The organism is Mesorhizobium sp. WSM4823 (assembly GCF_055811195.1).
Genome location: NZ_JBVVQL010000004.1, coordinates 113,460 through 136,912, shown reverse-complemented (window position 1 = coordinate 136,912; position 23,453 = coordinate 113,460). Strand labels below are relative to the sequence as shown.

Annotated in this window: 20 protein-coding genes; 7 read left to right on the top strand and 13 right to left on the bottom strand. The window is 63.1% G+C overall.

What is annotated here, in order from left to right; translation table 11 throughout:
* Position 1: 1 nt before the first annotated feature.
* On the bottom strand, positions 2-1,015 hold the full coding sequence (locus tag AC0L26_RS12610) for a carbohydrate ABC transporter permease (RefSeq protein ID WP_352926632.1): 1,014 nt from the start codon (positions 1,013-1,015) through the stop codon (positions 2-4).
* A gap of 230 nt (positions 1,016-1,245) precedes the next feature.
* Positions 1,246-2,601 carry an ABC transporter substrate-binding protein gene (locus AC0L26_RS12605; RefSeq protein WP_473632820.1) on the bottom strand — a complete coding sequence of 452 codons (1,356 nt, stop codon included), beginning with the start codon at positions 2,599-2,601 and terminating at the stop codon, positions 1,246-1,248.
* 359 nt (positions 2,602-2,960) lie between these two features.
* Between AC0L26_RS12605 and AC0L26_RS12600 the strand changes: the two genes are divergently transcribed.
* The gene (locus tag AC0L26_RS12600) at positions 2,961-3,983 is read left to right on the top strand and encodes a substrate-binding domain-containing protein (RefSeq protein ID WP_473632819.1); all 1,023 of its coding nucleotides are present in this window, start codon (positions 2,961-2,963) and stop codon (positions 3,981-3,983) included.
* Between the two features lie 175 nt (positions 3,984-4,158).
* On the opposite strand, the gene AC0L26_RS12595 is transcribed toward AC0L26_RS12600, so the two are convergent.
* From AC0L26_RS12595 to AC0L26_RS12575, 5 genes are all read right to left on the bottom strand, one after another.
* Complete coding sequence (locus AC0L26_RS12595) at positions 4,159-5,811, bottom strand: ABC transporter ATP-binding protein (RefSeq protein ID WP_473632818.1); 1,653 nt, start codon at positions 5,809-5,811, stop codon at positions 4,159-4,161.
* A complete protein-coding gene (locus tag AC0L26_RS12590; RefSeq protein ID WP_473632817.1) occupies positions 5,811-6,635 on the bottom strand; it encodes an ABC transporter permease in 825 nt (274 codons plus the stop codon). The genes AC0L26_RS12595 and AC0L26_RS12590 overlap by 1 nt, the downstream gene beginning before the upstream one ends.
* A 9-nt stretch (positions 6,636-6,644) precedes the next feature.
* Entirely contained in the window at positions 6,645-7,604 is a 960-nt protein-coding gene (locus AC0L26_RS12585; RefSeq protein WP_352926619.1) for an ABC transporter permease, read from the bottom strand.
* A gap of 16 nt (positions 7,605-7,620) precedes the next feature.
* Positions 7,621-9,210 carry an ABC transporter substrate-binding protein gene (locus tag AC0L26_RS12580; RefSeq protein WP_473632816.1) on the bottom strand — a complete coding sequence of 530 codons (1,590 nt, stop codon included), beginning with the start codon at positions 9,208-9,210 and terminating at the stop codon, positions 7,621-7,623.
* 155 nt (positions 9,211-9,365) lie between these two features.
* Complete coding sequence (locus AC0L26_RS12575) at positions 9,366-11,351, bottom strand: CocE/NonD family hydrolase (RefSeq protein ID WP_473632815.1); 1,986 nt, start codon at positions 11,349-11,351, stop codon at positions 9,366-9,368.
* Between the two features lie 180 nt (positions 11,352-11,531).
* On the opposite strand from AC0L26_RS12575, the gene AC0L26_RS12570 reads away from it, so the two are divergent.
* Positions 11,532-11,786, top strand: coding sequence for a BrnT family toxin (locus AC0L26_RS12570; RefSeq protein ID WP_473633199.1), 255 nt, complete (start codon positions 11,532-11,534; stop codon positions 11,784-11,786).
* Complete coding sequence (locus tag AC0L26_RS12565; RefSeq protein WP_473632814.1) at positions 11,773-12,084, top strand: BrnA antitoxin family protein; 312 nt, start codon at positions 11,773-11,775, stop codon at positions 12,082-12,084. Before AC0L26_RS12570 ends, AC0L26_RS12565 begins: the two co-directional genes overlap by 14 nt.
* Positions 12,085-12,094: 10 nt before the next feature.
* Here the strand turns inward: AC0L26_RS12565 and AC0L26_RS12560 are convergent, their stop codons facing one another.
* From AC0L26_RS12560 to puuE, 4 genes are read right to left on the bottom strand one after another with little or no spacing between them, the layout of a single operon-like run.
* Positions 12,095-12,688, bottom strand: a complete 594-nt coding sequence (locus AC0L26_RS12560; protein WP_473632813.1) for a nucleoside deaminase — start codon at positions 12,686-12,688, stop codon at positions 12,095-12,097.
* Positions 12,688-13,191: an ureidoglycolate lyase gene (locus AC0L26_RS12555; RefSeq protein WP_473632812.1), complete on the bottom strand. Its 504-nt coding sequence runs from the start codon at positions 13,189-13,191 to the stop codon at positions 12,688-12,690. The genes AC0L26_RS12560 and AC0L26_RS12555 overlap by 1 nt, the downstream gene beginning before the upstream one ends.
* Positions 13,188-14,051 carry a bifunctional allantoicase/(S)-ureidoglycine aminohydrolase gene (locus tag AC0L26_RS12550; protein WP_473632811.1) on the bottom strand — a complete coding sequence of 288 codons (864 nt, stop codon included), beginning with the start codon at positions 14,049-14,051 and terminating at the stop codon, positions 13,188-13,190. Before AC0L26_RS12550 ends, AC0L26_RS12555 begins: the two co-directional genes overlap by 4 nt.
* 30 nt (positions 14,052-14,081) lie before the next feature.
* On the bottom strand, positions 14,082-15,515 hold the full coding sequence (gene puuE / locus AC0L26_RS12545) for an allantoinase PuuE (protein WP_473632810.1): 1,434 nt from the start codon (positions 15,513-15,515) through the stop codon (positions 14,082-14,084).
* 174 nt (positions 15,516-15,689) lie between these two features.
* On the opposite strand from puuE, the gene uraH reads away from it, so the two are divergent.
* The 4 genes from uraH to xdhC all read left to right on the top strand — a co-directional run bounded on the left by uraH (position 15,690) and on the right by xdhC (position 21,068).
* A complete protein-coding gene (gene uraH / locus AC0L26_RS12540; protein WP_473632809.1) occupies positions 15,690-16,064 on the top strand; it encodes a hydroxyisourate hydrolase in 375 nt (124 codons plus the stop codon).
* 3 nt (positions 16,065-16,067) lie between these two features.
* A complete protein-coding gene (gene xdhA / locus AC0L26_RS12535) occupies positions 16,068-17,549 on the top strand; it encodes a xanthine dehydrogenase small subunit (protein ID WP_473632808.1) in 1,482 nt (493 codons plus the stop codon).
* Positions 17,550-17,754: 205 nt separating this feature from the next.
* Positions 17,755-20,103, top strand: coding sequence for a xanthine dehydrogenase molybdopterin binding subunit (gene xdhB, locus AC0L26_RS12530; protein ID WP_473632807.1), 2,349 nt, complete (start codon positions 17,755-17,757; stop codon positions 20,101-20,103).
* Positions 20,104-20,165: 62 nt separating this feature from the next.
* Entirely contained in the window at positions 20,166-21,068 is a 903-nt protein-coding gene (gene xdhC / locus AC0L26_RS12525; protein ID WP_473632806.1) for a xanthine dehydrogenase accessory protein XdhC, read from the top strand.
* Positions 21,069-21,136: 68 nt separating this feature from the next.
* Here the strand turns inward: xdhC and AC0L26_RS12520 are convergent, their stop codons facing one another.
* Both AC0L26_RS12520 and AC0L26_RS12515 read right to left on the bottom strand, forming a co-directional pair.
* Positions 21,137-22,402 carry an LLM class flavin-dependent oxidoreductase gene (locus AC0L26_RS12520; RefSeq protein ID WP_473632805.1) on the bottom strand — a complete coding sequence of 422 codons (1,266 nt, stop codon included), beginning with the start codon at positions 22,400-22,402 and terminating at the stop codon, positions 21,137-21,139.
* Positions 22,399-23,415, bottom strand: coding sequence for an LLM class flavin-dependent oxidoreductase (locus AC0L26_RS12515; protein ID WP_473632804.1), 1,017 nt, complete (start codon positions 23,413-23,415; stop codon positions 22,399-22,401). Before AC0L26_RS12515 ends, AC0L26_RS12520 begins: the two co-directional genes overlap by 4 nt.
* Between the last annotated feature and the right edge of the window lie 38 nt (positions 23,416-23,453).

Here is a 23,453-nt window from a genome sequence, read left to right as displayed (position 1 = left end):
CTCAATGTCCTCCCGTCTCTTTGTTGGCCTGGCGGATGTTCCAGACCATGATCGGAATGACCGCGATCATGATGATGATGGCAATGGTCGCACCGCGGCCGAAATCGCCGCCGCCGCGGAACATCCAGTCGAACATCAGATTGGCCAGCACCTGGCTGTTCCACTGGCCATTGGTCATCGTCAGCACGATGTCGAAAACCTTCAGCACCAGGATGGTGATGGTGGTCCAGACGACGGCGATGGTGCCCCAGATCTGCGGCACCATGATCTTCCAGAAAATCTGGAACGGATTGGCGCCGTCGATGACGGCCGCTTCGAGTGTCTCCTCGGGAATGCCGCGCAAGGCAGAGGACAGGATGACCATGGCAAAGCCGGTCTGGATCCAGATCAGGATGACCATCAGGAAGAAATTGTTCCAGAACGGCAGCGATATCCAGACCTGCGGCTGGCCGCCGAAATACTGGATGATGGCGTTGAGCAGTCCGATCTGCGTCTGACCGGCGCCTCTATACTCATAGATGAATTTCCAGATGACGCTGGCGCCGACGAAGGAGATGGCCAGCGGCAGGAAGATGAGGCTCTTGGCGATGGTGCCCCACCAGATCTTGTCGGTCAGGACGGCGATGATCAACCCGAGGAAGGTGCAGGCAGCGGGTACGACCGCCAACCAGATGATGTTGTTGAGGATGGAGGTGCGGAACTCGCGGTCGCCGAACGCCCATTCATAGTTGGCGAAGCCGACGAAATTGGCGCCGCCGCGATCGAGGAATGACAGCCTGAGCGTCTCCACCACCGGGTAGATCAGGTAGATGGTGAGGATGATCATGGCCGGGCCGACGAACAGCCACGGACGGATCAGTCCTTGCCGGCGCAGATTGTCGATGGCTGCCGCACCCTTGACGCCGCGCGACGGGAAGATGACGTCCACAAGTTTGTTGGCGCCCCAGAAATAGGCGACGCAGCCGCCGACGCCGATGATGATGACTGTTATGGCCGAGAAAATCTGAGCCGCCACGGGTCCCTCCCTCTGCGCATGATCCGCCAGTCGAGAATGGCTTTGGCGACGGGATCATGGGCCGATTCAGTTGTTGAGAGCGATCGAACGCAAACCGGTTTCCACCATTGCTGATCGCACTCCAAGCTGGAATGTCTTTGTACTCGTGACAATAGGTGCGGCGCGGGCCGCCGGTCGGATCCGGGCCCTTGAGGCCCGGATCCATTCAGGATCGGTAGTCCGAGGGCCGCCTACTTGATCGCGTCCCAGCTCTTCTGGATGTCGGTGGCGACATCCTGGGCGGACTTGCCGCCGACGAGATCGATCATGCCGGTCCAGAAGGCGCCGGCGCCGATCTTGCCCGGCATCAGGTCGGACCCGTCGAAGCGGAAGGTCGAGGCTTCGGCAAGGATTTCGCCCTGCTTCTTCAGCGCGTCGCTGGCATAGGCGTCCTTGTTGACCGATTTGAACGGCGTCACGAAGCCACCTTGGGCCATCCAAATCTCATGGGCGAGCGGCATCTTCAGGAATTCGATGAACGCGCGGGCACTCTTGCTATCTTTAGTGATCATGGCCAGCGTGCCGGCGCCGAGCACTGGGGTGCCGAGGTCGGGCTTGGACGCGTAAGGTGGGAAGTAGAAGAAGTCGGCATCCTGGCCGACCTCAGTGCCTTCCGGGAAGAAGGTCGGGATGAACGACGCCTGGTGATGCAAGTAGCATTTCGGCGGTACCGAGAAGAGGCCTTTCGGGCTGTCGCGGAAGTCGGTCGCCGCCACCGCCTTGGCGCCGCCGTCGACCATCTTGTCGTCGGTCGCGATCTTGCCGAAAATATCGATGGCGTTGACCACTGCGGGGTCGTTGAACGGGATCTCGTTCTTCACCCACTTGTCGTAGGTCTCGGGCGTCTGGGTGCGCAGCATGATGTCCTCGACCCAGTCGGTCGCCGGCCAACCGGTGGCGCCGCCCGAACCGAGCCCGATGCACCATGGCGTGCCGCCGTCGGCGATGATCTGCTTTTCGAGCTCGGCGAGCTCTTCCTGCGTCTTCGGCACCTCGTAGTCGGCTTCCTCGAAATTGTCCGGCGAGTACCAGACCAGCGATTTCACGTCGGCCTTGTAGGGGAAGGCGAAGAAGCCCGGCTTGCCGTCCTTGTCGTTGAAGGTGCCGAGATCGACCCATGACTGGCCGGCGCCGTAATTGTCCTTGATCCAGTTGGCGGTGTCGTCGCCGAGCGGCGTCAGCAGGCCCTTGGACGCCAGGTCCTGGATCAGGCCCGGCTGCGGCAGCACGGCAATGTTGGGCGGGCTGCCGGCCTGCGTGTCGATGACGATCTGCTGTTCGTAATTTTCCGACGAGGAGTATTTGATCTCGGCGCCCGTTGCCTCCGAGAAATAGTCTAGAACGGTGCGGATGAGGCCTTCGTCCTCGCCGCGCCAGGGGCCGAAGATCGACAGCGTCTCGCCCTTGAGGTCGACCTTCTTGAGCTCTTCGTAATTCGCCCAGTTGAAGCGGGGATCCTCGCCCGGCTTGAACTTCAGTTCGGCTTGCGCCGGCGCGCCTAGGGCGAGCGTGACAAAAGCGGCGCCCAGCAGAAGCATTTTCGTCATCGGTATTCCCTCCCAGTGGTGACAAACACCGGACGGAACCTCCATTCCGTCCGCCGACGCTGCGGGACTGTGACTCAGTCGGAAAGGAACCGCAACCTTTCGAAGAGTCTTCCAAAGCGTTTTGGTCTTTCCGATGGGGCCACTGAATCGATCAGAAGTCAAGAGAGAGGTAGCCTAATCGATTTAGTTTCCGCGATTTAGGAGTAAATAAAGTGCGCTGCACACGCTTTTTGGGGGTGCAGCAGTAAATTCTGCTTCAAACCAGGCGGAAACGGTGCTTATGGTCTTTGCATCGCTCAGCGTTGCTCGTCGCGGGTGATCGACGCACATTTAAAGCGCTTTGGGGCTTGGAGGCCTCCATGAACCTCAAACAGCTCTCGCATATGCTGGCGCTTTCGCAGACAACGGTAAGCCGCGCGCTGAACGGCTACCCGGAAGTCAACGAGGAAACGCGCCGGCGGGTGATCGACGCCGCCAAGCGCCACGGCTACCGCCCCAACCCGAGCGCGCGCCGGCTGGCCACCGGCAAGACCGGGATGATCGGCTATGTCTTGCCGACCGGGGCGGCAGTCGACATCGATCCGCATTTCGTCGAATTCCTGTCCGGTCTCGGGGACTACGCCCGTTCGCACGAACTCGACCTGGTGCTGTCCCCGGCCGATGCCGACGACCAGGAGACGACCTACCGGCGCATCGTCGCCAACCGGCAGGTCGACGCCGTCTATATCTCGTCGCCGAGGCCGGCCGACCGGCGGGTGGCGCTGGTCAACACGCTCGGCATCCCCTTCATCGTCCATGGCCGCAGCGAAGGGCTCGATTTCGACTACCCCTTCACCGACATCGACAATGAGGGCGCCTTCCACGAGGCGGCACGGCTGCTCGTCCAGCTCGGCCACCGGCGGCTGGCGCTGATCAACGGCGACGATCGCGAGACTTTCGCCATTCACCGTGAGCGTGGCGTGCGCCGGGCGCTGGCGGCGAGCGGTCTGCTGCTTGGCGAAGGCCATGTCTGTTCCCTCGCCATGACCGAGGAGAACGGCTACCGCGCGGCCAGGCGGTTGCTCGAGCAAAGCGACGCGCCGACCGCGATCGCATGCTCCAGCCTGATCATGGCGCTCGGCGTCGTGCGCGCGGTGCGCGATCTCGGCCTGACCATTCCGGGCGACCTGTCGCTGATCGCCCATGACGACGTTTTCCCCTGGCTGAAGCCGGAGAATTTTTCGGTGCCATTGTCGACGACGCGTTCGTCGATCCGTTTGGCCGGCGCGCGCGTCGCCGAGCGCCTTGCGGCGCGGATTTCCGGATTGGAGGAGGGCACCCGCGGCGAAGTCTGGCCGGTCGATCTGGTGATCAGGGCATCGGTCGCCGGTGCACCGGGTTAGAGGTAACTGAACGGCCGAGGTCGACTCTTGCCGGTGACCACATCCGAGCCGGCGCCGCTCGGCGCAGCCATCTCGACGGCGGGCGCGGTGACGAAGACGTAGGCGCCTCACAAGGGGAGAAGGAAGGGGCGCGCGCGTGCCAGCGTCGCACCGGGCATAGACGGATCGTTGCGCGCTAATTCCCCGCGCTGGCCATACGCCGGCCCTTGATCGCCTTTTCCAGCCAGCCGATCTCCATCTCGGGGACCGAGGACAAAAGAAGGTCGGTATAGGCATCGAAAGGTGGCGCCAGCACCTGGCTTTTAGCGCCGTAGCGCACCACTTCGCCGCGATACATCACCGCGATCGAATCGGCGATCGACTTCACCGTCGCGAGATCGTGGGTAATGAACAGATAGGCGACGTTTTCCTCCTTCTGCAACTCGAGCAAAAGCTTGAGAATGCCGTGGGCCACCAGCGGGTCGAGCGCCGAGGTGACCTCGTCGCAGATGATCAGCTTCGGCTTGGCGGCGAGCGAGCGGGCGATGCAGACGCGCTGCTTCTGGCCGCCGGAAAGCTCGGCCGGGTAACGGTCGATGAAGCCCTTGCCCATTTCGATTTTGTCGAGCAGTTCGGCGACGCGCCGGTCGCGCTCGCGACCGCGCATACCAAAATAGAATTCGAGCGGCCGGCCAATGATGGTGCCGACGGTCTGGCGCGGGTTCATCGCGACGTCGGCCATCTGGTAGATCATCTGCAACTGGCGCAGATCCTCTTTCGGCCGGTCGGCAAGCCGGTTGGCGAGTGGACGTCCGTCGAAGGTGACGGTGCCCTGTTCGGGCGGCAGAAGGCCGGTGATGGCGCGCGCCAGCGTCGACTTGCCCGAGCCGGACTCGCCGACCACTGCCAGCGTCTGGCCCGGATAGATGTCGACCGAGACGTTCTTCAGCACCTTGATGTGGCTGCGGCCATAGGCGGCGGTGATGTTCTTGACCGACAGGAACGGGCTCGTGCCGGGCTTCTGTTCCTGGTGCTCGATCTCATGCACCGAGACCAGCGCGTTGGTGTATTCCTGGCGCGGTTCCTTGATGATCTGACGGGTGCCGCCCCATTCGACCAGCCGGCCGTGGCGCAGCACCATGATCTCGTCCGAAACCTGGGCGACGACGGCAAGGTCGTGGGTGATGTAGAGCGCCGCCACATGCGTGTCGCGGATGGCGTCCTTGATCGCCGCCAGCACGTCGATCTGCGTCGTCACGTCGAGCGCCGTGGTCGGCTCGTCGAAGACGATCAGGTCGGGCTCGGAGCACAGCGCCATCGCCGTCATCACACGCTGCAGCTGACCGCCCGACACCTGGTGCGGAAAGCGCTCGCCGATGCTTTCGGGGTTCGGCAGGCTGAGCTTCTTGAACAGTGCGACGGCGCGTTTTTCGGCCGCAGCCCGTGTCGCCGTGCCGTGCAGCAGCGTCGCCTCAACCACCTGGTCCATCAGTCTGTGCGCCGGGTTGAACGCCGCCGCCGCCGATTGCGCGACATAGCAGACTTCGCGGCCGCGCAGCTTGCGAAAACCCTCTTTGCCGCCCTTGAGGATGTCGCGGCCGTTGAGGATAACCTCGCCGCCGGTGATGCGGACGCCGCCGCGGCCATAGCCCATCGACGACAGGCCGATGGTCGACTTGCCGGCGCCGGACTCGCCGATCAGGCCGAGCACCTTGCCCTTCTCGAGCGTCAGCGAGACGTCGTGGACGAGCACGATGTTCTTGGGCGCTTCGCCCGGCGGGAACACCGTGGCCTCGATGCGCAGATTGCGGATGTCGAGCAGTACGGACTTCGCTCGCTGATCAGCCATCACCCGCGTCCTCCCTTCAGGCTTGTCGTGCGGTTGAGCACCCAGTCGGCGACAAGATTGACGGAAATCGCCAGCATGGCGATCGCCGCCGCCGGGATGAGCGCCGCCGCGATGCCGAAGACGATGCCGTCCTTGTTCTCCTTGACCATGCCGCCCCAGTCGGCGCTGGGCGGCTGCACGCCGAGCCCGAGGAAGGACAGCGTCGACAGGAACAGAACGGCATAGATGAAACGCAGGCCGAGTTCCGAAACCAGCGGCGACAACGCGTTGGGCAGGATCTCGCGGAAAATGATCCACACGCTGCCTTCGCCGCGCAGCTTGGCCGCCTCGACGAAATCCATGACGTTGATATCGACGGCGACCGCCCGCGACAGGCGGTAGACGCGGGTCGAGTCGAGAATGCCCATGACCAGGATCAGCGTCACCAGATTGGTTGGCAGCACCGAGAGCACGACAAGACCCATGATCAACGTCGGGATCGACATCAAGAGATCGACGAGGCGCGAAAGCAGCGTGTCATACCAGCCGCCGAAAACAGCCGCCGAGAAGCCGAGGATGGCGCCAAGCGAGAAGGACAGCGCGGTCGCCAGCACCGCGATGAACAACGTGATGCGGGCGCCGTAGATCATGCGCGACAGCAGATCTCGGCCGAGATTGTCGGTACCCAGCCAATGCGTCGCCGACATCGGCGCCCAGACGTCGCCGACGATCTCGCCATTGCCGTACGGCGCAATCCACGGCGCGAAGATAGCCGCCAGCACGAACAATGCCGTCAGCGCCAGGCCGATCAGCGCCGGGATGGGGATGCGTTTTATGTCGAGCATGCCCGCTCCCTATTTCGGATGTCTGAGACGCGGATTGGCGACGATCGCCGCTATGTCCGCAATGATGTTCAGGCTGATATAGACGGCGGCGAAGATCAGGCCGACCGCCTGCACCACCGGCACATCGCGTTTGGTGACGTGGTCGACGAGATACTGGCCCATGCCCGGGTAGACGAAGATCACCTCGACCACGACGACGCCGACGATAAGGTAGGCGAGGTTGAGCATGACGACGTTGATGATCGGCGCAATTGCGTTGGGGAAGGCATGTCTGCGGATGACGGCGAATGCCGATAGCCCCTTGAGTTCGGCGGTTTCCACATAAGCCGACTGCATGACGTTGAGGATCGCGGCGCGCGTCATGCGCATCATATGGGCGAGCACCACCAGCGTCAGTGCCGCCGCCGGCAGCATGATCGCCTGCATGCGCTCGCCGAAAGGCATTCCGTCATAGACGGTCGAGATGCCAGGGAAGATTTGGTATTTCACGGCAAAGAAATAGACGAGCACGTAGCCGATAAAGAACTCGGGAAACGACGTCGAGGCGAGTGCCAGCCCGGAGATCAGCTTGTCGACCCAGCCATTGCGGTAGCGCACCGCAATCAGGCCAAGGATGATCGCCAGCGGCACAGCCACCGCGGCCGCCCAGAAGGCAAGGAACAGCGTGTTCCACAACCGCCCTTTGATCGATGTCGCAATATCCTGGCCGCTCGACATGGCAGTGCCGAGATCGCCGGTCACGACGCCGCCGAGCCAGCGGAAATAGCGGATGAAGGCCGGATCGTTGAGGCCGAGCTGCTCGCGCAGATTGGCGAGCGATTCCGGTGTGGCCGATTGTCCGAGGATGGCTTGCGCAACGTCGCCGGGCAGGATTTGCGTGCCGGCGAAGATCAGGACCGAAACGGCCAACAGCAGGAGGATGCCCAGCGCAATGCGCTGGGCCACCAGTTTCACGATGGGTGAGGACATATCCGCAAGGCCGGGCTCAGGCTTCGAGCCAGCACTTTGCCAAAGCGTAGCCGTTCATCAGCTCCTGATGCGGATCGTCGACCCAGCCGGCGACCTTGGCGCCCGTCGCGTCGATGAACTGGTTGAACATCGGCAAGATCAGGCCGCCCTCGTCGCGGACGACCACCGCCATGTCGCGATACATCGCCTTGCGCTTGGTGTTGTCGAGCTCGGCGCGTGCCGCCAGCACCATCTTGTCAAAATCCGGACGCAGGAAACGCGTGTCGTTCCAGTCGGCCGTCGACAGGTAGGCGGTCGAATACATCTGGTCCTGCGTCGAACGTCCGCCCCAGTAAGAGGCGCAGAAGGGCTGCTTGTTCCAGACTTCCGACCAATAGCCGTCGCCCGGCTCGCGCTTGATTTCCAGCGTGATACCGGCCTTGGCCGCGCTTTGCTGGAACAGCTGCGAGGCATCGACAGCGCCGGGGAAGGCGACATCCGAAGTCCTGAGCAGGACGGCGCCGTCATGGCCAGACTTCTTGAAGTGGAACTTGGCTTTGTCGGGATCATATTTGCGCTGCTCGATGTCATCGGAAAACAGCGGATAGGCCGAGTTGATCGGGAAGTCGTTGCCGAGCGAGCCGTAGCCTCTGAGGATCTTGTCGAGCATTTCCTCGCGGTCGATCGCCAGTTTCAGCGCGGTGCGCAGGTCGTTGTTGTCGAACGGCGCCGTGTTGCAATGCATGATGAAGACGTAATGGCCGGGGCCGGCATGGTTGCGGATGGTCACGCCGGGCAGGCGCTTGATCAGGTCGACGATCTTCGGCTCGACGCGGTTGATCATGTTGACCTGGCCGCCCTGCAGCGCGGACGTGCGCGCGGTGGCGTCGTTGATGACGATGATCTCGATCTGGTCGGCATGGCCCATCTTGTCGGCCTGCCAGTAATTGGCGAAACGCTCACCACCGTGGCGCACGCCAGGCTCGTTGGTGGTGATCTTGTAGGGGCCGGCCGAGATGCCGGCATCGGCTCCGTCCTTGCCGCCATTGGGCTGGACGATCAAATGGTAATCGCTGAGCAGATAGGGCAGGTCGGCATTGGGTTCCTTCAGCGTCAGGATCACCTCCTTGCCGCTGGCCTTGATGCTTTCAATGCCTTTCATGTAGCCGAGCGCGCCCGACTTCGACTTCTCGTCCGAATGACGTTCAAGCGTGGCAGCCACGTCCTCGGCGGTCACCGTCTTGCCATTGTGGAATTCGACGCCGTCGCGGATCTTCAGCGTCCAGACCTTGGCGTCGTCGGACGAGCCGATATCCTCGGCGATGCGGTTCTCGAGATCGCCTTCCGGGGACAGCTCGACGATCAGTTCGCCCCACATCTTGCCGAAGGCGAACGGTACCTGCGTCATGAACAGGGCCGGATCGAGGCTGTTGGTGGACTCGCCGCCGACCAGGCCGGCCTTCAGCGTGCCGCCCTTGACCGGGCCCGCGGCGCGCGCCGCGCTAGAAAGCAGCGAGTTGGCGAAGGTCGCGGTGACGCCGAGCGCTGCCGCCCGGCCGAGAAAATCACGACGGCTCAGTTTGCCGGACGCGACGCGCCGGCTGAGAAATTCCAGTTCGTTCGACATGTTGAGTTCCTCACTCTGTTGGTTCGACCTTATGGTCGTTTTTATCATTTCTTGTGAGGAGAATAATGACCGCAAGGGAAGGTCGTAAGCAAGACCGAATGCGACATGCTGTGGCGTAAATCGTACGTCGCAATTGGACCAATCCGCATAAGCGCTCAAAGCAGCGCGCGCGGGATTTTCTCCTCGAAATTCCGCTCGAAAACCAATTTCTCGCTTTCATAGGCTTCGATTCTGGCGTTAACCATGAAGCTTTGCGCGTCCGACCGTATTTCGGCTGACGTTTCGGTGCGCACCGACCATCCATTTCGCGACAGCGTTTGCGTCCAGTGCGTCTTGCCCGACGCTGACAGCGGGTTGTCCGGATGGATCGCCCATGTCTCACGAGCGATGCTGCCATTGGCAAGGCCATGCTCCAGATCGCGCACCTCGCCGAAATCGTCGACGATGGAAAGTGTGACGATTCCGGTCTTCTCGTCGCGATCGACACGACGCTCGGAATTGGCAGCGCGGACCGTTTCGGTTGCCCAGGGCGCGGCGGCCTCGGGGGTGGGGAACGTGACTTCGTCGCCTTGCGCCAGCGGGCGTAACGGCAGCTTCAGTGTCGCCGCCGACAGATCGAGCCGGGCCGGTTCCGGCGATGGCCAGATCATCGGCCAATAGGCGTTCGAAACGGCAATACGCAGGCGGTGGCCTGATGGCACGCGGTAGGCGCATTGGTCGAGCACCACCCGGGCGCCGACGGTTTCGCCCGGCACCAGCGCTTGCGGGAATTCGTGCGAGTTGCGATGCGTCAGGTTGAGCACGCCGTAGGAGATCAATTCGGATGCGCCGTCGGGATGCACGTCGCACAGCCGGATGGCGATGTTTGCCTGCGGTCGATCCGAGGCGACCCGGATCAAAACCTCCGGCGCGCCGACAATGTCAATCGCCTCGCCGAGCGGCGGCTGGTCGAAACACACCGACAGCGCATCGTCGGGGCGCTGGTCACCAGGCAATTCCGGACCGAAGGTAAAGGGAAAGTATTCGCCGCCGGCAAGCCCGCAGCTTTGCGGCGAAGCCACGATTGCAGGCTTGGCCCCTTCCGGGATCAGTTCGATCGCCTCAGCCTGGATGTTGGGCGATGGCCAGTCTGCTTCCGCGACCCAGCGGCCCGGCCGCTCCGGATGCCAGCGCGCGGGGCGCACACTGTCCATCACATAGGCGCGGTAGGCCGGGTCGGCTTCGACGCCGGTGTCGACCTCCTTCAGCCAGCGGTCCCACCAGCGCAAGGCCTCCTGCAGGAAGCCGATCGCTGGTTTCGGTGCTGCGTAATGCGGGTATTTGTGGATCCATGGGCCGACGATGCCCTTGGCCGGCGCCTCGATGTTGGCGGCGAGATGCGAAATCGTATTGCGATATCCATCATGCCAGCCGCCGATCGACAGTACGGCGGCTTTAATGGCGGAATAGTCTTCGCAGATCGAACCGCGCTTCCAATAGGCGTCCCGGTGCTGGTGCTTCAGCCACAGCGGCGCCAGGAAGGGCTGGTTCTCCAGCCGGGTCAGCCACAGGTCGCGCCATCTGTTGTCGCCGGCCAGCAGCGGATCCGGCGGCCGCGACGAATAGGATAGCATGGTCGAGGCCCAGCCGAAATTCTCGATCAGCAGGCAGCCGCCCTTGTAGTGGATGTCGTCGGCATAGCGGTCGACCGTCGAGCACAGGCTGATGACGGCCTTCAGCGCCGGCGGCTGCTTGGCTGCCGTCTGCAGGCAGTTGAAGCCGCCCCAGGAGATACCCATCATGCCGACATTGCCGTTGCACCAGGGCTGGGATGCCGCCCAGGCGATTACGTCGTAGGCGTCCTGCAATTCCTGCTCGGAATATTCGTCGTCCATCAGCCCTTCGGAATCGCCATTGCCGCGCATGTCGACGCGGATCGAGGCATAGCCATGGCCGGCGAAATAGGGATGCGTCAGCTGATCGCGAAAGATCGTACCGTCGCGCTTGCGGTAGGGCAGGTGCTCGAGAATCGCCGGCACCGGATCGTCGCCGGCATCGGCCGGCATCCACACCCGCGCGGACAGCCGGCAGCCATCCGGCATGACGATGCCCATATCAGGAAATTCGACGACCTTGCGGTGAAATTCGGTGACGGTCTTCATGGCGGGCTCCAGGATGTCAGTGACGCATGAAGCGCGCACGTCATGAAGTCAAACCCGCGACGGTCTGTGTCGCACGACGACGATTTGGCGGGGCCACGCTCGATTTCCATCTTGCGCTATCCCGTTAATTTATGTATTACGTTTATTAGCTTGGATCCGACGCGCTGAGGATGGTTTCGCCTGAAAATCGTGTGGGATGAGCCAAAGCGCGTGACGAATCTCGAAAATCGAGGTCTCGACTTTGCCAAACTGGATATTGAGTTTTTTGCAACCGCGACCGTCCTCCCAGCCAAAGCCGGCCGGCTCAAGGCGATTGGCGAATTCAAGGAGACTATTCTCGCCGTTATTTTCAAGCCGCTGGGTTCCGAAGCGATTTCGGTGATCTCAATGCGTCGTGCCAGCCGAAAGGAAAGGTCAGTGTATGAGCAATCCTAAATCTCATATTCGACCGCTTACCGACGAGGAGGAAGCGGAGATTCAAAGACAGATTGCTGCTGATCCCGATGACGCGGAGGCGACCGACGGACAGTTGGCGCAAGCCAAGCCTTTCGCGGAAGTGTTTCCGGAACTTTTCGAGAGCATCAGGCGTGCGCGTGGACGGCCAGCCGTGGAGAAGCCCAAGCAGGTCGTGTCCATCCGCCTGGATCAGGATGTCGTCAGCAAATTCAAGGCGACCGGCAAAGGCTGGCAGGCCAGGATAAATGAGGTGCTGAAGAAGGCGAAAGTGGGCTAGGCAATCCGCGTCAGTTCAGCGGAATGTCGTTCTCGGCCTTGCTCGCCTGGTAAGCGTTGGACAATTCGTCGTAGCGCGCGGAGATTGTGCCGATCCGCGTTTCCAGACGCTTGCGTTCAGCCTCGGGCAGCGACCGCACCAGTCTGCGGATCGAAAAGCTGTTCCAGTAGGCGTTCTCGGCATTGTAGCCGCCGGGGTCGAGAGTGAAGACCTCCTTCAGGATCTTCAAATCATGCGGAATGGCGAAGCTGTCGCGCGAATCCTCGTGGCTGAACAGATAGTAGAAATTGTCGAAACCGGTCCAGGTGATCGCCGACAGGCAGAGCGAGCAAGGTTCGTGCGTAGCGAGGAAGATCGCGTCCTTGGTGTCGACGCGCTGGGCCTTCGGCATTTCATAGAACCGCTTCAGGCAGTGCACCTCGCCATGCCAGAGCGGATTTTCCGTCTCGTTGTTGGTTTCGGCGAGCACCAGCGAACGGTCGTCCTTTCTCAGGATCGCCGCGCCGAACAGCTTATTGCCGTGGGCAACGCCTTCGGCCGTCTTCGGCACGATATCATGCTCGATCACGTCGAGCAGGCGGTCGATCAGCGAGACGTCGGTCATCATGCGGTCCCGTCGGGAAGATGGATCTCGTAAGCGTGCGAGAAATGGCACTCCTCCAGATTGGAGCCGTCGCCGCCGCGGTCGACGACAAGAAAATCCTGGGCCTCGCCGATCGGCGTCAGCACGCCGTGCCAGAGGTTGCGCGGATAGTTGACGCCTTGCCCGGGCGCGGTGATGAAGGCGTGCGGCTCGCCCGGACCTGCGTCGCCATCATGGCAGACGATGACCAGGAACGGGCGAGGCGACAGCGGGATGAAAGCCTGGCTGCCGAACGGATGACGCTCGACCATGGTGAGCTTCAGCGGAAAATCGTAAGGCGTGCCGCGCACCAGGGAGATCAGCACGCGCCCATTCGGCCCCAGCGCTTGCGCTGTGGCGAGGTCGTGATAGCGCTCGGCCTTGCCGACATTGATCGGGTAGTGATTGTCGCCGCCCATATCGATGACGTCGCCGAACTCGGCAAAATTTTCGCGGGTCAGCTGTCGAGCGACGATACGGCTCATGGTACCCGTCTCGCGACGCCGGCGCCGCCAAGCTTGGCGTGGCGGTTGACGTCCTTGTAAAGAAGATAACGGAATTTTCCGGGGCCGCCGGCATAGCAGGCCTGCGGGCAGAAGGCGCGCAGCCACATATAGTCGCCGGCCTCGACCTCGACCCAGTCCTGGTTGAGGCGATAGACTGCCTTGCCTTCCAGCACATAGAGGCCGTGCTCCATGACATGGGTTTCGGCGAAGGGGATAACCGCGCCGGGCTCGAGCGTGACGACGGTGACATGCATGTCGTGGCGCATGTCTTCAGGATCGACGAAGCGTGTTGTCGCCCATCTTCCTTCGGTGCCGGGCATGGGCGTTGGCGCGATGTCCCGTTCGTTGGCGAAGAAAGCTTGCGGCGTATCGATGGCCTCAACGGCCTCGTAGGCTTTCCGGATCCAGTGGAAACGAACGGATGCGCCGCCCTCGTTGCGAACGGTCCATCCGCTGGCCGGCGGCAGGAAAGCAAAGCCGCCCGGCTGCAGGACATGTTTCTCGCCAGCCAGAAAAACGGTCAGCTCGCCTTCGACCACGAACAAGACGCCCTCGGCGCCGGCATCCGGTTCCGGCCGGTCGCTGCCGCCGCCGGGCGCCACCTCGACGATATATTGCGAGAACGTCTCGGCGAAGCCGGACAATGGGCGCGACAGCACCCAGACGCGGGTCTTTTCCCAGAACGGCAAGGCGCTGGTGACGATGTCCTGCATCACGCCCCGGGGAATGACGGCATAGGCCTCGGTGAAGACGGCGCGGCCGGTCAGCAATTCGCTCTGGCCGGGGTGGCCGCCATGCGGCGCGTAATAGGTTCGGTCGGCCATCTTGATCGTATCCATGAGTTCAAAGCCTGTTGCGGGAGCCAAAGCCTATTGCGGAAGTAAGTCCTTGAGGCGAAACAGCGCGATGCGCTCGACCTGTTTGCAGGCGGTGTCGAATTCAACGTTGTGGCTGTTGCCGCTGCGCGCCTCGAACTCCGCCAGGATTTCCGCCTTGGTCTTGCCTTTCACCGCGATGATGAAGGGAAAGCCAAAGGACGTGACGTAGGCGGCATTGAGTTTGGAGAACAACTCGCGCTCCTTGTCGGTCAGCGCGTCGAGCCCGGCGGAAGCCTGTTCCCTCGTCGATTCCGCCGTCAGCCGCTTGGCCTGCGCCAATTTGCCGGCAAGGTCGGGGTGGGCGTTGAGCACGGAGAGCCGCTCGGCCTCGCTGGCGCCGCGAAAGACACGGCACAGAGCATTGTGGAGGCCGCCGGCACTGTCATGCGCCGGGCCGAGCTCCAGCTCGTAGGCGCGCTCGGCGATCCACGGCGAATGCTCGAACACGCTGCCGAAAGCCTGGACGAAAGCCTCGAATTCCATCTTCGACGGCCGCAGCGCCGGCCGCCGGAACGGATGGGTCTCTTGCCAGTGCCTGGCAATGTCGATGCGCCGCGCTAGCCAGACCCTGTCGTGCGATTTGACGTAGTCGACAAAACGCTTCAGCGCCGCGACCCGGCCCGGCCGGCCGACGAGGCGGCAGTGCAGGCCGATATTCATCATGCGCGGCCGCCCTGCCTTGCCCTCGGCATAGAGCGTGTCGAAACTGTCCCTGAGATAGGCGAAGAACTGGTCGCCCGAGTTGAAGCCCTGCGGCGTGGCGAAGCGCATGTCGTTGGCGTCGAGCGTATAGGGGATGATGAGCTGCGGTTTCGCCGGCCCGTCCGGCCCGTCATGCTCGAACCAGTAGGGCAATTCGTCGTCATAAGTGTCCGACACGTAGTCGAAGCCGCCTTCTTCCACCGCCAGCCGCACGGTGTTGATCGACGTGCGGCCGGTGTACCAGCCGGTCGGCCGTGCGCCTGTCACCTCGTAGTGCAACTGGATCGCCGCTTCCATGTCGCGGCGCTCGTCCTCCGGCGCATGGTCGCGGTAGTCGATCCATCTCAGCCCGTGCGAGGCGATCTCCCAGCCGGCCTCCTGCATCGCTGCGACCTGGTCAGGCGAGCGCGCCAGCGCTGTGGCGACACCGTAACAGGTCACCGGCACCTCAGCCTCGGTGAACAGGCGCAGCAATCGCCAGAAGCCGGCGCGCGCGCCGTATTCGTAGATCGATTCCATGTTCCAGTGGCGCTGGCCAAGCCACGGTGCGGCGCCAACGATCTCCGACAGGAAGGCCTCCGAAGCCTTGTCGCCATGCAGAACGCAGTTCTCGCCGCCTTCCTCGTAATTGACGACGAACTGCACCGCGACATGCGCGCCGCCAGGCCATTTCGGATCCGGTGGATTGGCGCCGTAGCCGCGCATGTCTCGTTCGTAACGCATCGTCACTCCTGCCGGATGGTGTGATCAGGATAGTCGAAAGGGCGGCTTGCGCATTCCCCCGAAAATTTTGAAAGTGTTTTTGCAGCACTCCGCTCGACCGGGACTTATGCATCGCCTTTAATTGGCGCACAATTCGTCAAATATGTTCGACTGTACCGGGAATGGGAGCAGCCAGTGGCGGAAACGTCGAAAGCCGAAGGTGGACGTCTGACGACCCATGTCCTCGATACCGCAACCGGCAGGCCGGCGGCGGGCCTGTCCATCGAGCTCTACCGCATCGACGGCGACATGCGGATGCATTTGAAGACGGCGATCACCAATGCCGACGGCCGCTGTGACGCGCCGCTGCTTGCCGACGCACAATTCCGCACCGGGGAATACGAGCTGGTCTTCGCTGCCGGCGACTATTTGCGCCGGCAGGGGTTGAGGCTGCCGGAACCGGCCTTTCTTGACAGCGTGCCGATCCGCTTCGGCATGGCCGAGCCGGTGCACTATCATGTGCCACTGCTTGTCTCCCCGTACGGATATTCGACTTACCGGGGGAGCTGAGATATGGCCAAGATCACGGAACGCAATGAGATACGCTTCATCCTCAATGGCGAAAACGTTGCGCTAACCACCGTGGCGCCCGACGAGACCTTGCTCGACTGGCTGCGGCTCGAGCGCTCGCTGCGCGGCACCAAGGAAGGCTGCGCCGAAGGCGATTGCGGCGCCTGCACCGTGCTGGTCGGAAGGCTCTCGGCCGGTCGGCTGGTTTACGAAAGCGTCAATGCCTGCATCCGCTTCCTCGGCTCGCTCGACGGTACGCATGTCGTGACCGTCGAGCATCTGCGCGGCGACGGCGATAGGCTGCATCCGGTGCAGCAAGCTATGGTCGATTTCCACGGCTCGCAATGCGGCTTCTGCACGCCGGGCTTCGTCATGTCGCTCTATGCCCTGTGGATGCGGTCGCCGGAGCCGTCGGATGCGGCCATCGAAAAGGCACTGCAGGGCAATCTATGCCGCTGCACCGGCTATGAAGCCATCGTGCGGGCGGCGCGTGCCATCTCCAGCTACGGCAAGGCGGCGAACGACCCGCTGGCGGCGGAGCGCGAGGCCATCACGGCCAAGCTTGCGGCCATGAAAGACGGTGCGCGCATCGAGATCGGCGCCGGCAAACAGCGGCTGGTGGTGCCGGCCGATGCCGACGATCTCGCCACCGTGCTCGACAAGGAGCCGGGCGCTACCATTATTGCCGGTTCGACCGATGTCGGCCTGTGGGTGACCAAGCACATGCGCGAGATATCGCCGGCGATTTTCATCGGCAATCTCGACGGGCTCTGCGCGATCTCCGAAGACAAAGGCGTCATCTCGATTGGAGCCGGCATCACCTATAGCGAAGCCTTCTCGACACTGGCCAAGCGCATCCCCCCGCTGGGGCCGCTGTTCGACCGCATCGGCGGCGACCAAGTGCGCAATATGGGCACGATCGGCGGCAACATCGCCAACGGTTCCCCGATCGGCGACACGCCGCCGCCGCTGATCGCTTTGGGCGCGCGGCTGACGCTGCGCCGGGGCAACAAGCGGCGGACGATCCCGCTCGAAGACTTCTTCATCGCCTATGGCAAGCAGGACCGGCAGCCGGGCGAGTTCGTCGAGGCCGTGCATGTCCCGGTGCCGGCGAAAGGCACAAAGTTTGCCGTCTACAAGATCACCAAGCGCCGTGACGAGGACATCACCGCAGCACTTGGCGCGTTCCTGCTGACCCTGGCCAGGGACGGCACGGTCGCGGATATCCGGATCGCCTATGGCGGCATGGCGGCAACGCCCAAGCGGGCTCTCGGCGTGGAAAAGGCGTTGCTTGGCAGGTCTTGGACGGAGGCGACGGTCGAGACGGCGATGGCCGAATACGCCAGGGATTTCACCCCGCTGACCGACATGCGCGCTTCGGCCGAATACCGGGCGCTAGCGGCGCGCAACCTGCTGCTGCGCTTCTTTGCCGAGACCAGCGGCACCAAGGCGCCGATCCAGGTTTCAAGATACCAGGCGGCCTGATGTATATGAACGTCCGCGAACAAACAGCCGAACGGTCGCAAATAGCGTCCTTCTCCCCGTTCACGGGGAGAAGATGCCGGCAGGCAGATGAGGGGCAGCGCCGTCGTCGATCGATGTCTGCGAGGTCGGCAACGTCAGCGCTGCCCCTCATCCGATCCTTCGGGCCACCTTCTCCCCGTGAACGGGGAGAAGGGAGGAAAGCTGAATGACCAAGCACGCCCCCAACCTCAAGGCGCAGAAAATCTCCGGCGGCGTCGCCAGCGATCAGCGCCATGATTCCGCGCACAAGCATGTCCGCGGCACCGCCGTCTATATCGACGACATGCCGGAGCCGGCAGGCACGCTGCATGGCTGCCTTGGGCTTTCGACGGCCACGCATGCCACCATCATCAGCATGGACCTGTCGGCGGTGCGCGCAGCGCCCGGCGTCGTCGACGTGCTGACGGCCAGCGACGTGCCGGGCGAAAACGACATTTCGCCGACCGGCCGTCACGACGAACCGGTGCTGGCCGACGGCAAGGTGCAATTCTTCGGCCAGCCGATCTTCTGCGCCGTTGCCGAAACGCGCGAGCAGGCGCGCCGCGCCACAAGGCTGGCCAAGGTCGAATACAAGGAATTGCCTTTCGTCACCGACATCGGCGTGCTCGATCCCGGGAAGGATAAGCTTGTCACACCGCCGCTGACCTTGAAGCGTGGCGATGCAGCGGCAGCAATCAAAGCGGCGCCGCGCCGGCTGAAGGGAAAAATGCGCATCGGCGGCCAAGACCATTTTTATCTGGAAGGCCAGATCGCCATGGCCATTCCCGGCGAGGATCAGGACGTCACGATTTATTCCTCGACCCAGCATCCGAGCGAAGTCCAGCACATGGTCAGCCATGCGCTCGGCGTGCCGAGCCATGCCGTTACGGTCGAGATCCGCCGCATGGGCGGCGGCTTCGGCGGCAAGGAAACGCAAGGCAACCAATTTGCAGTGTTGGCCGCTATCGCCGCCAAAAAACACCGTCGCGCGGTGAAAATCCGGCCCGACCGTGACGACGACATGATCGCCACCGGCAAGCGCCACGACTTCCTCGTCGATTATGAGGTCGGCTTCGACGACGAGGGCAATATCCTTGGCGTCGACTTCATGTTTGCGGCGCGCTGCGGCTTCTCGGCGGATCTCTCCGGCCCGGTCACCGATCGCGCGTTGTTTCATTGCGACAACACCTATTTCTGGCCGGCAGTGCACGCGCAATCGGCGCCGCTCTACACCAACACCGTGTCGAACACCGCCTTTCGCGGCTTCGGCGGTCCGCAAGGCATGGTCGGCGCCGAGCGTGTCATCGACGAGGTCGCCTTCGCCGTCGGCAAGGATCCGCTCGAAATCCGTAAGCAGAATTTTTATGGCACCTCGGATCGCAACATCACGCCCTATCACCAGACGGTCGAGGACAACATCATCCATCGCATCGTCGCTGAACTGGAGGCGAGTTCCGACTATGCACGCCGCCGCCGCACCATCCAGGCCTTCAACGCCAACAGCCGCTTCATCAAGCGCGGTCTGGCGCTGACGCCGGTCAAGTTCGGCATCTCGTTTACCGCCACGCATTACAACCAGGCCGGTGCGCTGGTGCATGTCTACACCGACGGGTCGGTGCATCTGAACCATGGCGGCACCGAGATGGGGCAGGGCCTCTACGTCAAGGTGGCGCAGGTGGTGGCGGAAGAATTCCAGATCGACCTCGACCAGGTCAAGATCACCGCGACGACAACCGGCAAGGTGCCGAACACCTCGGCGACCGCCGCATCGTCCGGCTCCGATCTCAATGGCATGGCGGCGCAGAACGCAGCCTGGCAGATCAAGGAGCGGCTGACCAATTTCGCCGCTGAGAAATACCAGGTGCCGCGCGACCAGGTACTGTTCCTGCCCAACCGGGTGCGCATCGGCAATCAGGAAATCGCTTTCGCCGATCTCGTCAGGCAGGCCTACATGGCGCGCATCCAGCTTTCGGCGGCAGGTTTCTACAAGACGCCGAAAATCCACTGGGACCGCGACAAGGGTGAGGGCCGTCCGTTCTACTATTTCGCCTATGGCGCCTCGTGCTCGGAAGTCTCGGTCGACACGCTGACCGGCGAGTATATGGTCGAGCGCACCGACATCCTGCACGAGACCGGCCGCTCGCTGAATCGCGCCATCGATCTCGGCCAGGTCGAGGGCGGCTTTATCCAGGGCATGGGTTGGCTGACGACCGAGGAATTGTGGTGGGACGACAAAGGCCGGCTGCGCACCCACGCGCCGTCGACTTATAAGATCCCACTCGCCTCGGACCGGCCGAAGATCTTCAACGTGACTCTGGCCGACTGGCCGGAAGCAAGCGAGCCGACGGTCCACCGCTCCAAGGCGGTCGGCGAACCGCCTTTCCCGCTCGGCATGTCGGTGCTGCATGCGCTGTCGGATGCGGTGGCGAGCGTTGCCGACCACCGGATCTGTCCGCGCCTCGACCCACCGGCGACGCCAGAGCGGGTGCTGATGGCGATCGAACGGCTGAAGGGTGAGGCCAAGACGGGCACGTGAATCGGGCCAAACGTGCAAATCTGGCCGAAAAAACCTATATTTCCCCTTCGGGAACGTGAGCCATGAACTCGAAAGTGCAAAGCCTGAGAGACTTCCTTGCCGGCCACGGCCGAATTGCGCTGGTCGAGGTCGCCGGAACAAAAGGCTCGACGCCGCGCGAGACGGGCGCCTTCATGCTGGTCTCGGCATCGGCGATATCGGGCACGATCGGCGGCGGCCAACTTGAATATATGGCGATCGACAAGGCGCGGCAGCTGCTGAGCACACGTTCGCCGCCGCGGCCGGCAAGCAAAGAAGCCCGCATCGAGATCGATGAGGTCTGTGCCACGCTCGACGTCCCTCTCGGGCCGGAGATTGGGCAATGTTGTGGCGGTCGTGTCGAGGTGTCGATAGAACTGGTCGATGCGGCGCTCAAGGCCGAACTGATCCACAATGCCGAGGCGGAGGAGGCCAATCTGCCTCACGTCTACCTCTTCGGTGGCGGCCATGTCGGCCAGGCGTTGGCGGCGGCGGCGGCCTTGCTGCCAGCACATGTCGTCGTCGTCGAGACGCGTGCCGAGGCGTTGGAAGGCATGCCGGAAACGGTCGAGACCGAGCTGACGCCGATGCCCGAGGCCGTGGTGCGCAGAGCCCCGGCCGGGGCCGCCTTCGCCATCCTCACTCACGACCACGCGCTGGATTTCCTGATCGTCGCCGAGGCGCTGAAGCGCGGCGACACCGCCTATGTCGGCATGATCGGCTCGAAGACCAAGAAGGCGACGTTCAGGAACTGGTTCCTGAAGTCCGCGGAAGGCAGCAAGGCGGAGTTCGCCCGCCTCGTCTCGCCGATCGGCGGCGATGCCGTCAAGGACAAGCGCCCGCAAGTGATCGCAGCACTTGCCGCCGCCGAGATCATGACGGCGCTGGTTTCCCATTCGACAGCAATGCCAAGCTCGGCTTTCCACGGGAAAGCGATGGCCGAGTAACCTCAACTATTTATCCGGCGTCTTTCCCTAAGCGAACGGCAAGAACGTCGGTGTGCCGGTGCTTGCTCCTATGCGGGCCGTTTCAGACCGAGATGCTCGCGCAAGGTGCGGCCTTCGTATTCCGTGCGGAACAGTCCGCGCCGCCGCAATTCCGGCACGACGAGTGTGGCAAAGGTGTCGAGTTCACCCGGGAACCAGGACGGCATGACGTTGAAGCCGTCGGCAGCACCACCCTCGAACCGTGTTTGCAACTCGTCGGCGACCTGAGCCGGCGTGCCGACAATGCGCCAGTGGCCACGCGCCCCGGCGAAATGACGTGCAAGCTGGCGGATGGAGAGGTTATCGCGGCGCGACTGCTCGATGACCAGCGCCTGCCGGCTTTTCATCCCCTCGCTCGCCGGCAGCTCGGGCAACGGTCCGTCGATCGGATAGCGTCCGAGATCGGAGATGCTGAGATAGCTGGACAGCAGCGCGACGCCGACATCGTCGGGGATCAGCTCCTGCAGCTCCTCATGTTTTGCCCGGGCCTCCGCTTCGGTTGCCGCCACGATCGGCGCGACGCCCGGCATAATCTTGATGTCGTCGGGCTCACGCCCATAGGTCGCCAGACGCCCCTTGAGATCGGTGTAGAAGGCCTTCGCCTCCTCAAATGTCTGCGCCGCCGTGAAGACCACATCGGCGGTGCGGGCGGCAAGATCCCTGCCAACGTCCGAGGCGCCGGCCTGGACCATCACAGGCGCGCCTTGCGGAGAGCGTGGCAGATCGAGCGGGTCGCGAACCGAAAAGCTCTGGCCGTCGTGGCCAGGTCCGGAAACCCTGTCGAGCTTGCCTTGCCAGAGTGCGGTAACCACAGCAGCGAATTCACGCGCGCGCTCATAACGGTCGGCATGCGGGCGCAGGCCGGTCGCGCCGAAATTGGCGGCTTCGATGTGGCTGGCGGAGGTGACCAGGTTCCAGCCGGCACGACCGCCGCTCAGATGGTCGAGCGACAAGAAGGTCCGCGCCAGCCCGTAAGGCTCGTTGTAGCTCGTCGATGCGGTGGAGACGAGACCGATGTGGCTGGTCTGGACCGCGAGGGCCGCAAGCAGGCTGATCGGCTCGAAGCCGATCGAACGCGACGTCTGGCTGGCGATATCGACATTGGCCTCGCGCACGCCTGCGGCGTCCTCCCAGAAGATCATATCGAACTTCGCCGCCTCAGCCGTCCGCGCCAGCTGGATGTAATGCTCGATGTCGACCCCCGCGGTCACATGCGCCTTGGGATGGCGCCAGGCAGCGATGTGATGGCCTGTCGCCCACAGGAAGACGCCGAGCTTCATCTGACGGGCGGTCATTGTCCCTCCTCCCCGGCCAGTCCGAGATGGGAGCGCAGCGTCGCGCCGGGATAATCCGACCGAAGAAGGCCGCGGCGACGAAGCTCCGGCAGGACGTGATCGACGAACTCGTCGAGTACAGGCTCGACCGGCGGCATGACGATGTTGAAACCGTCGCAGTTTTTCGATCGGAAGGGCTCTTCCAGCCTGTCCGCGATAACCTCCGGCCCAGCGGCCAGTTCAGCATCTGGCGCGACGTTCATCAGCGCCTTTATCGCGTCCGGACCGCGCCCGACCGCAAGCGCGCGGCGCTTCAGATCGTCAGCGTTCACGACCGCTGGCTCGTCAAGCAGGATGACATCGGCGAAGCGGGCGGCGATGTCCATGTCAGCCTCCGACAGGCCCGACATGACGAGCACCGGCATATCCTGCGGCGAGCGAGCTACATTGAGCGGCCCACGCACGGAGAAAAACTCGCCCTTGTGGTCGAGCAGGTGCATCCTTTCGGGATCGAAGAAGCGGCCATCGCTTTTGTCGAACAGCAAGGCATCCGCATCCCAGCCGCGCCACAAGCCCTGCACGATCCCGATGAATTCCTCCGCACGTCGGCGGAAATCGTCGCCGGAAAACCCTTCCGGCCGGCTGAAATTGGCTGCCTCGCGTGGATTGGGGACCATGCTCGCGTTCCAGCCGGCGCGGCCGTGGCTGATGATGTCGAGCGAGGCAAAACGGCGCGCCAGATTGTAGGGTTGATGGGCGACCGTCGACGCCGCGGCGACGAGGCCGATCCTGCTGGTCACCGTCGCCAGCGCCGCCAGCAGGGTCGTCGCTTCGAAAGGGAGTTGCCGGTTCGGTGCGTCGCCGGCTGCAGCCGGCGCAGTATCGGCAAGGATCACCATATCCAAGCCGGCGGCTTCGGCCTTTTGCACGAGCCGCGCCAGAAGATCGAAATCCGGACCGGCGTCGGACGGATGGGAAGGGGCGGTTTCCGGAAGCAGTGAGACGGCGAGATGCATTGTGGCGCCGTTGGCCATAGGTCTTCCCTGGTGAGTGAGATTCCGCAGGAATTATC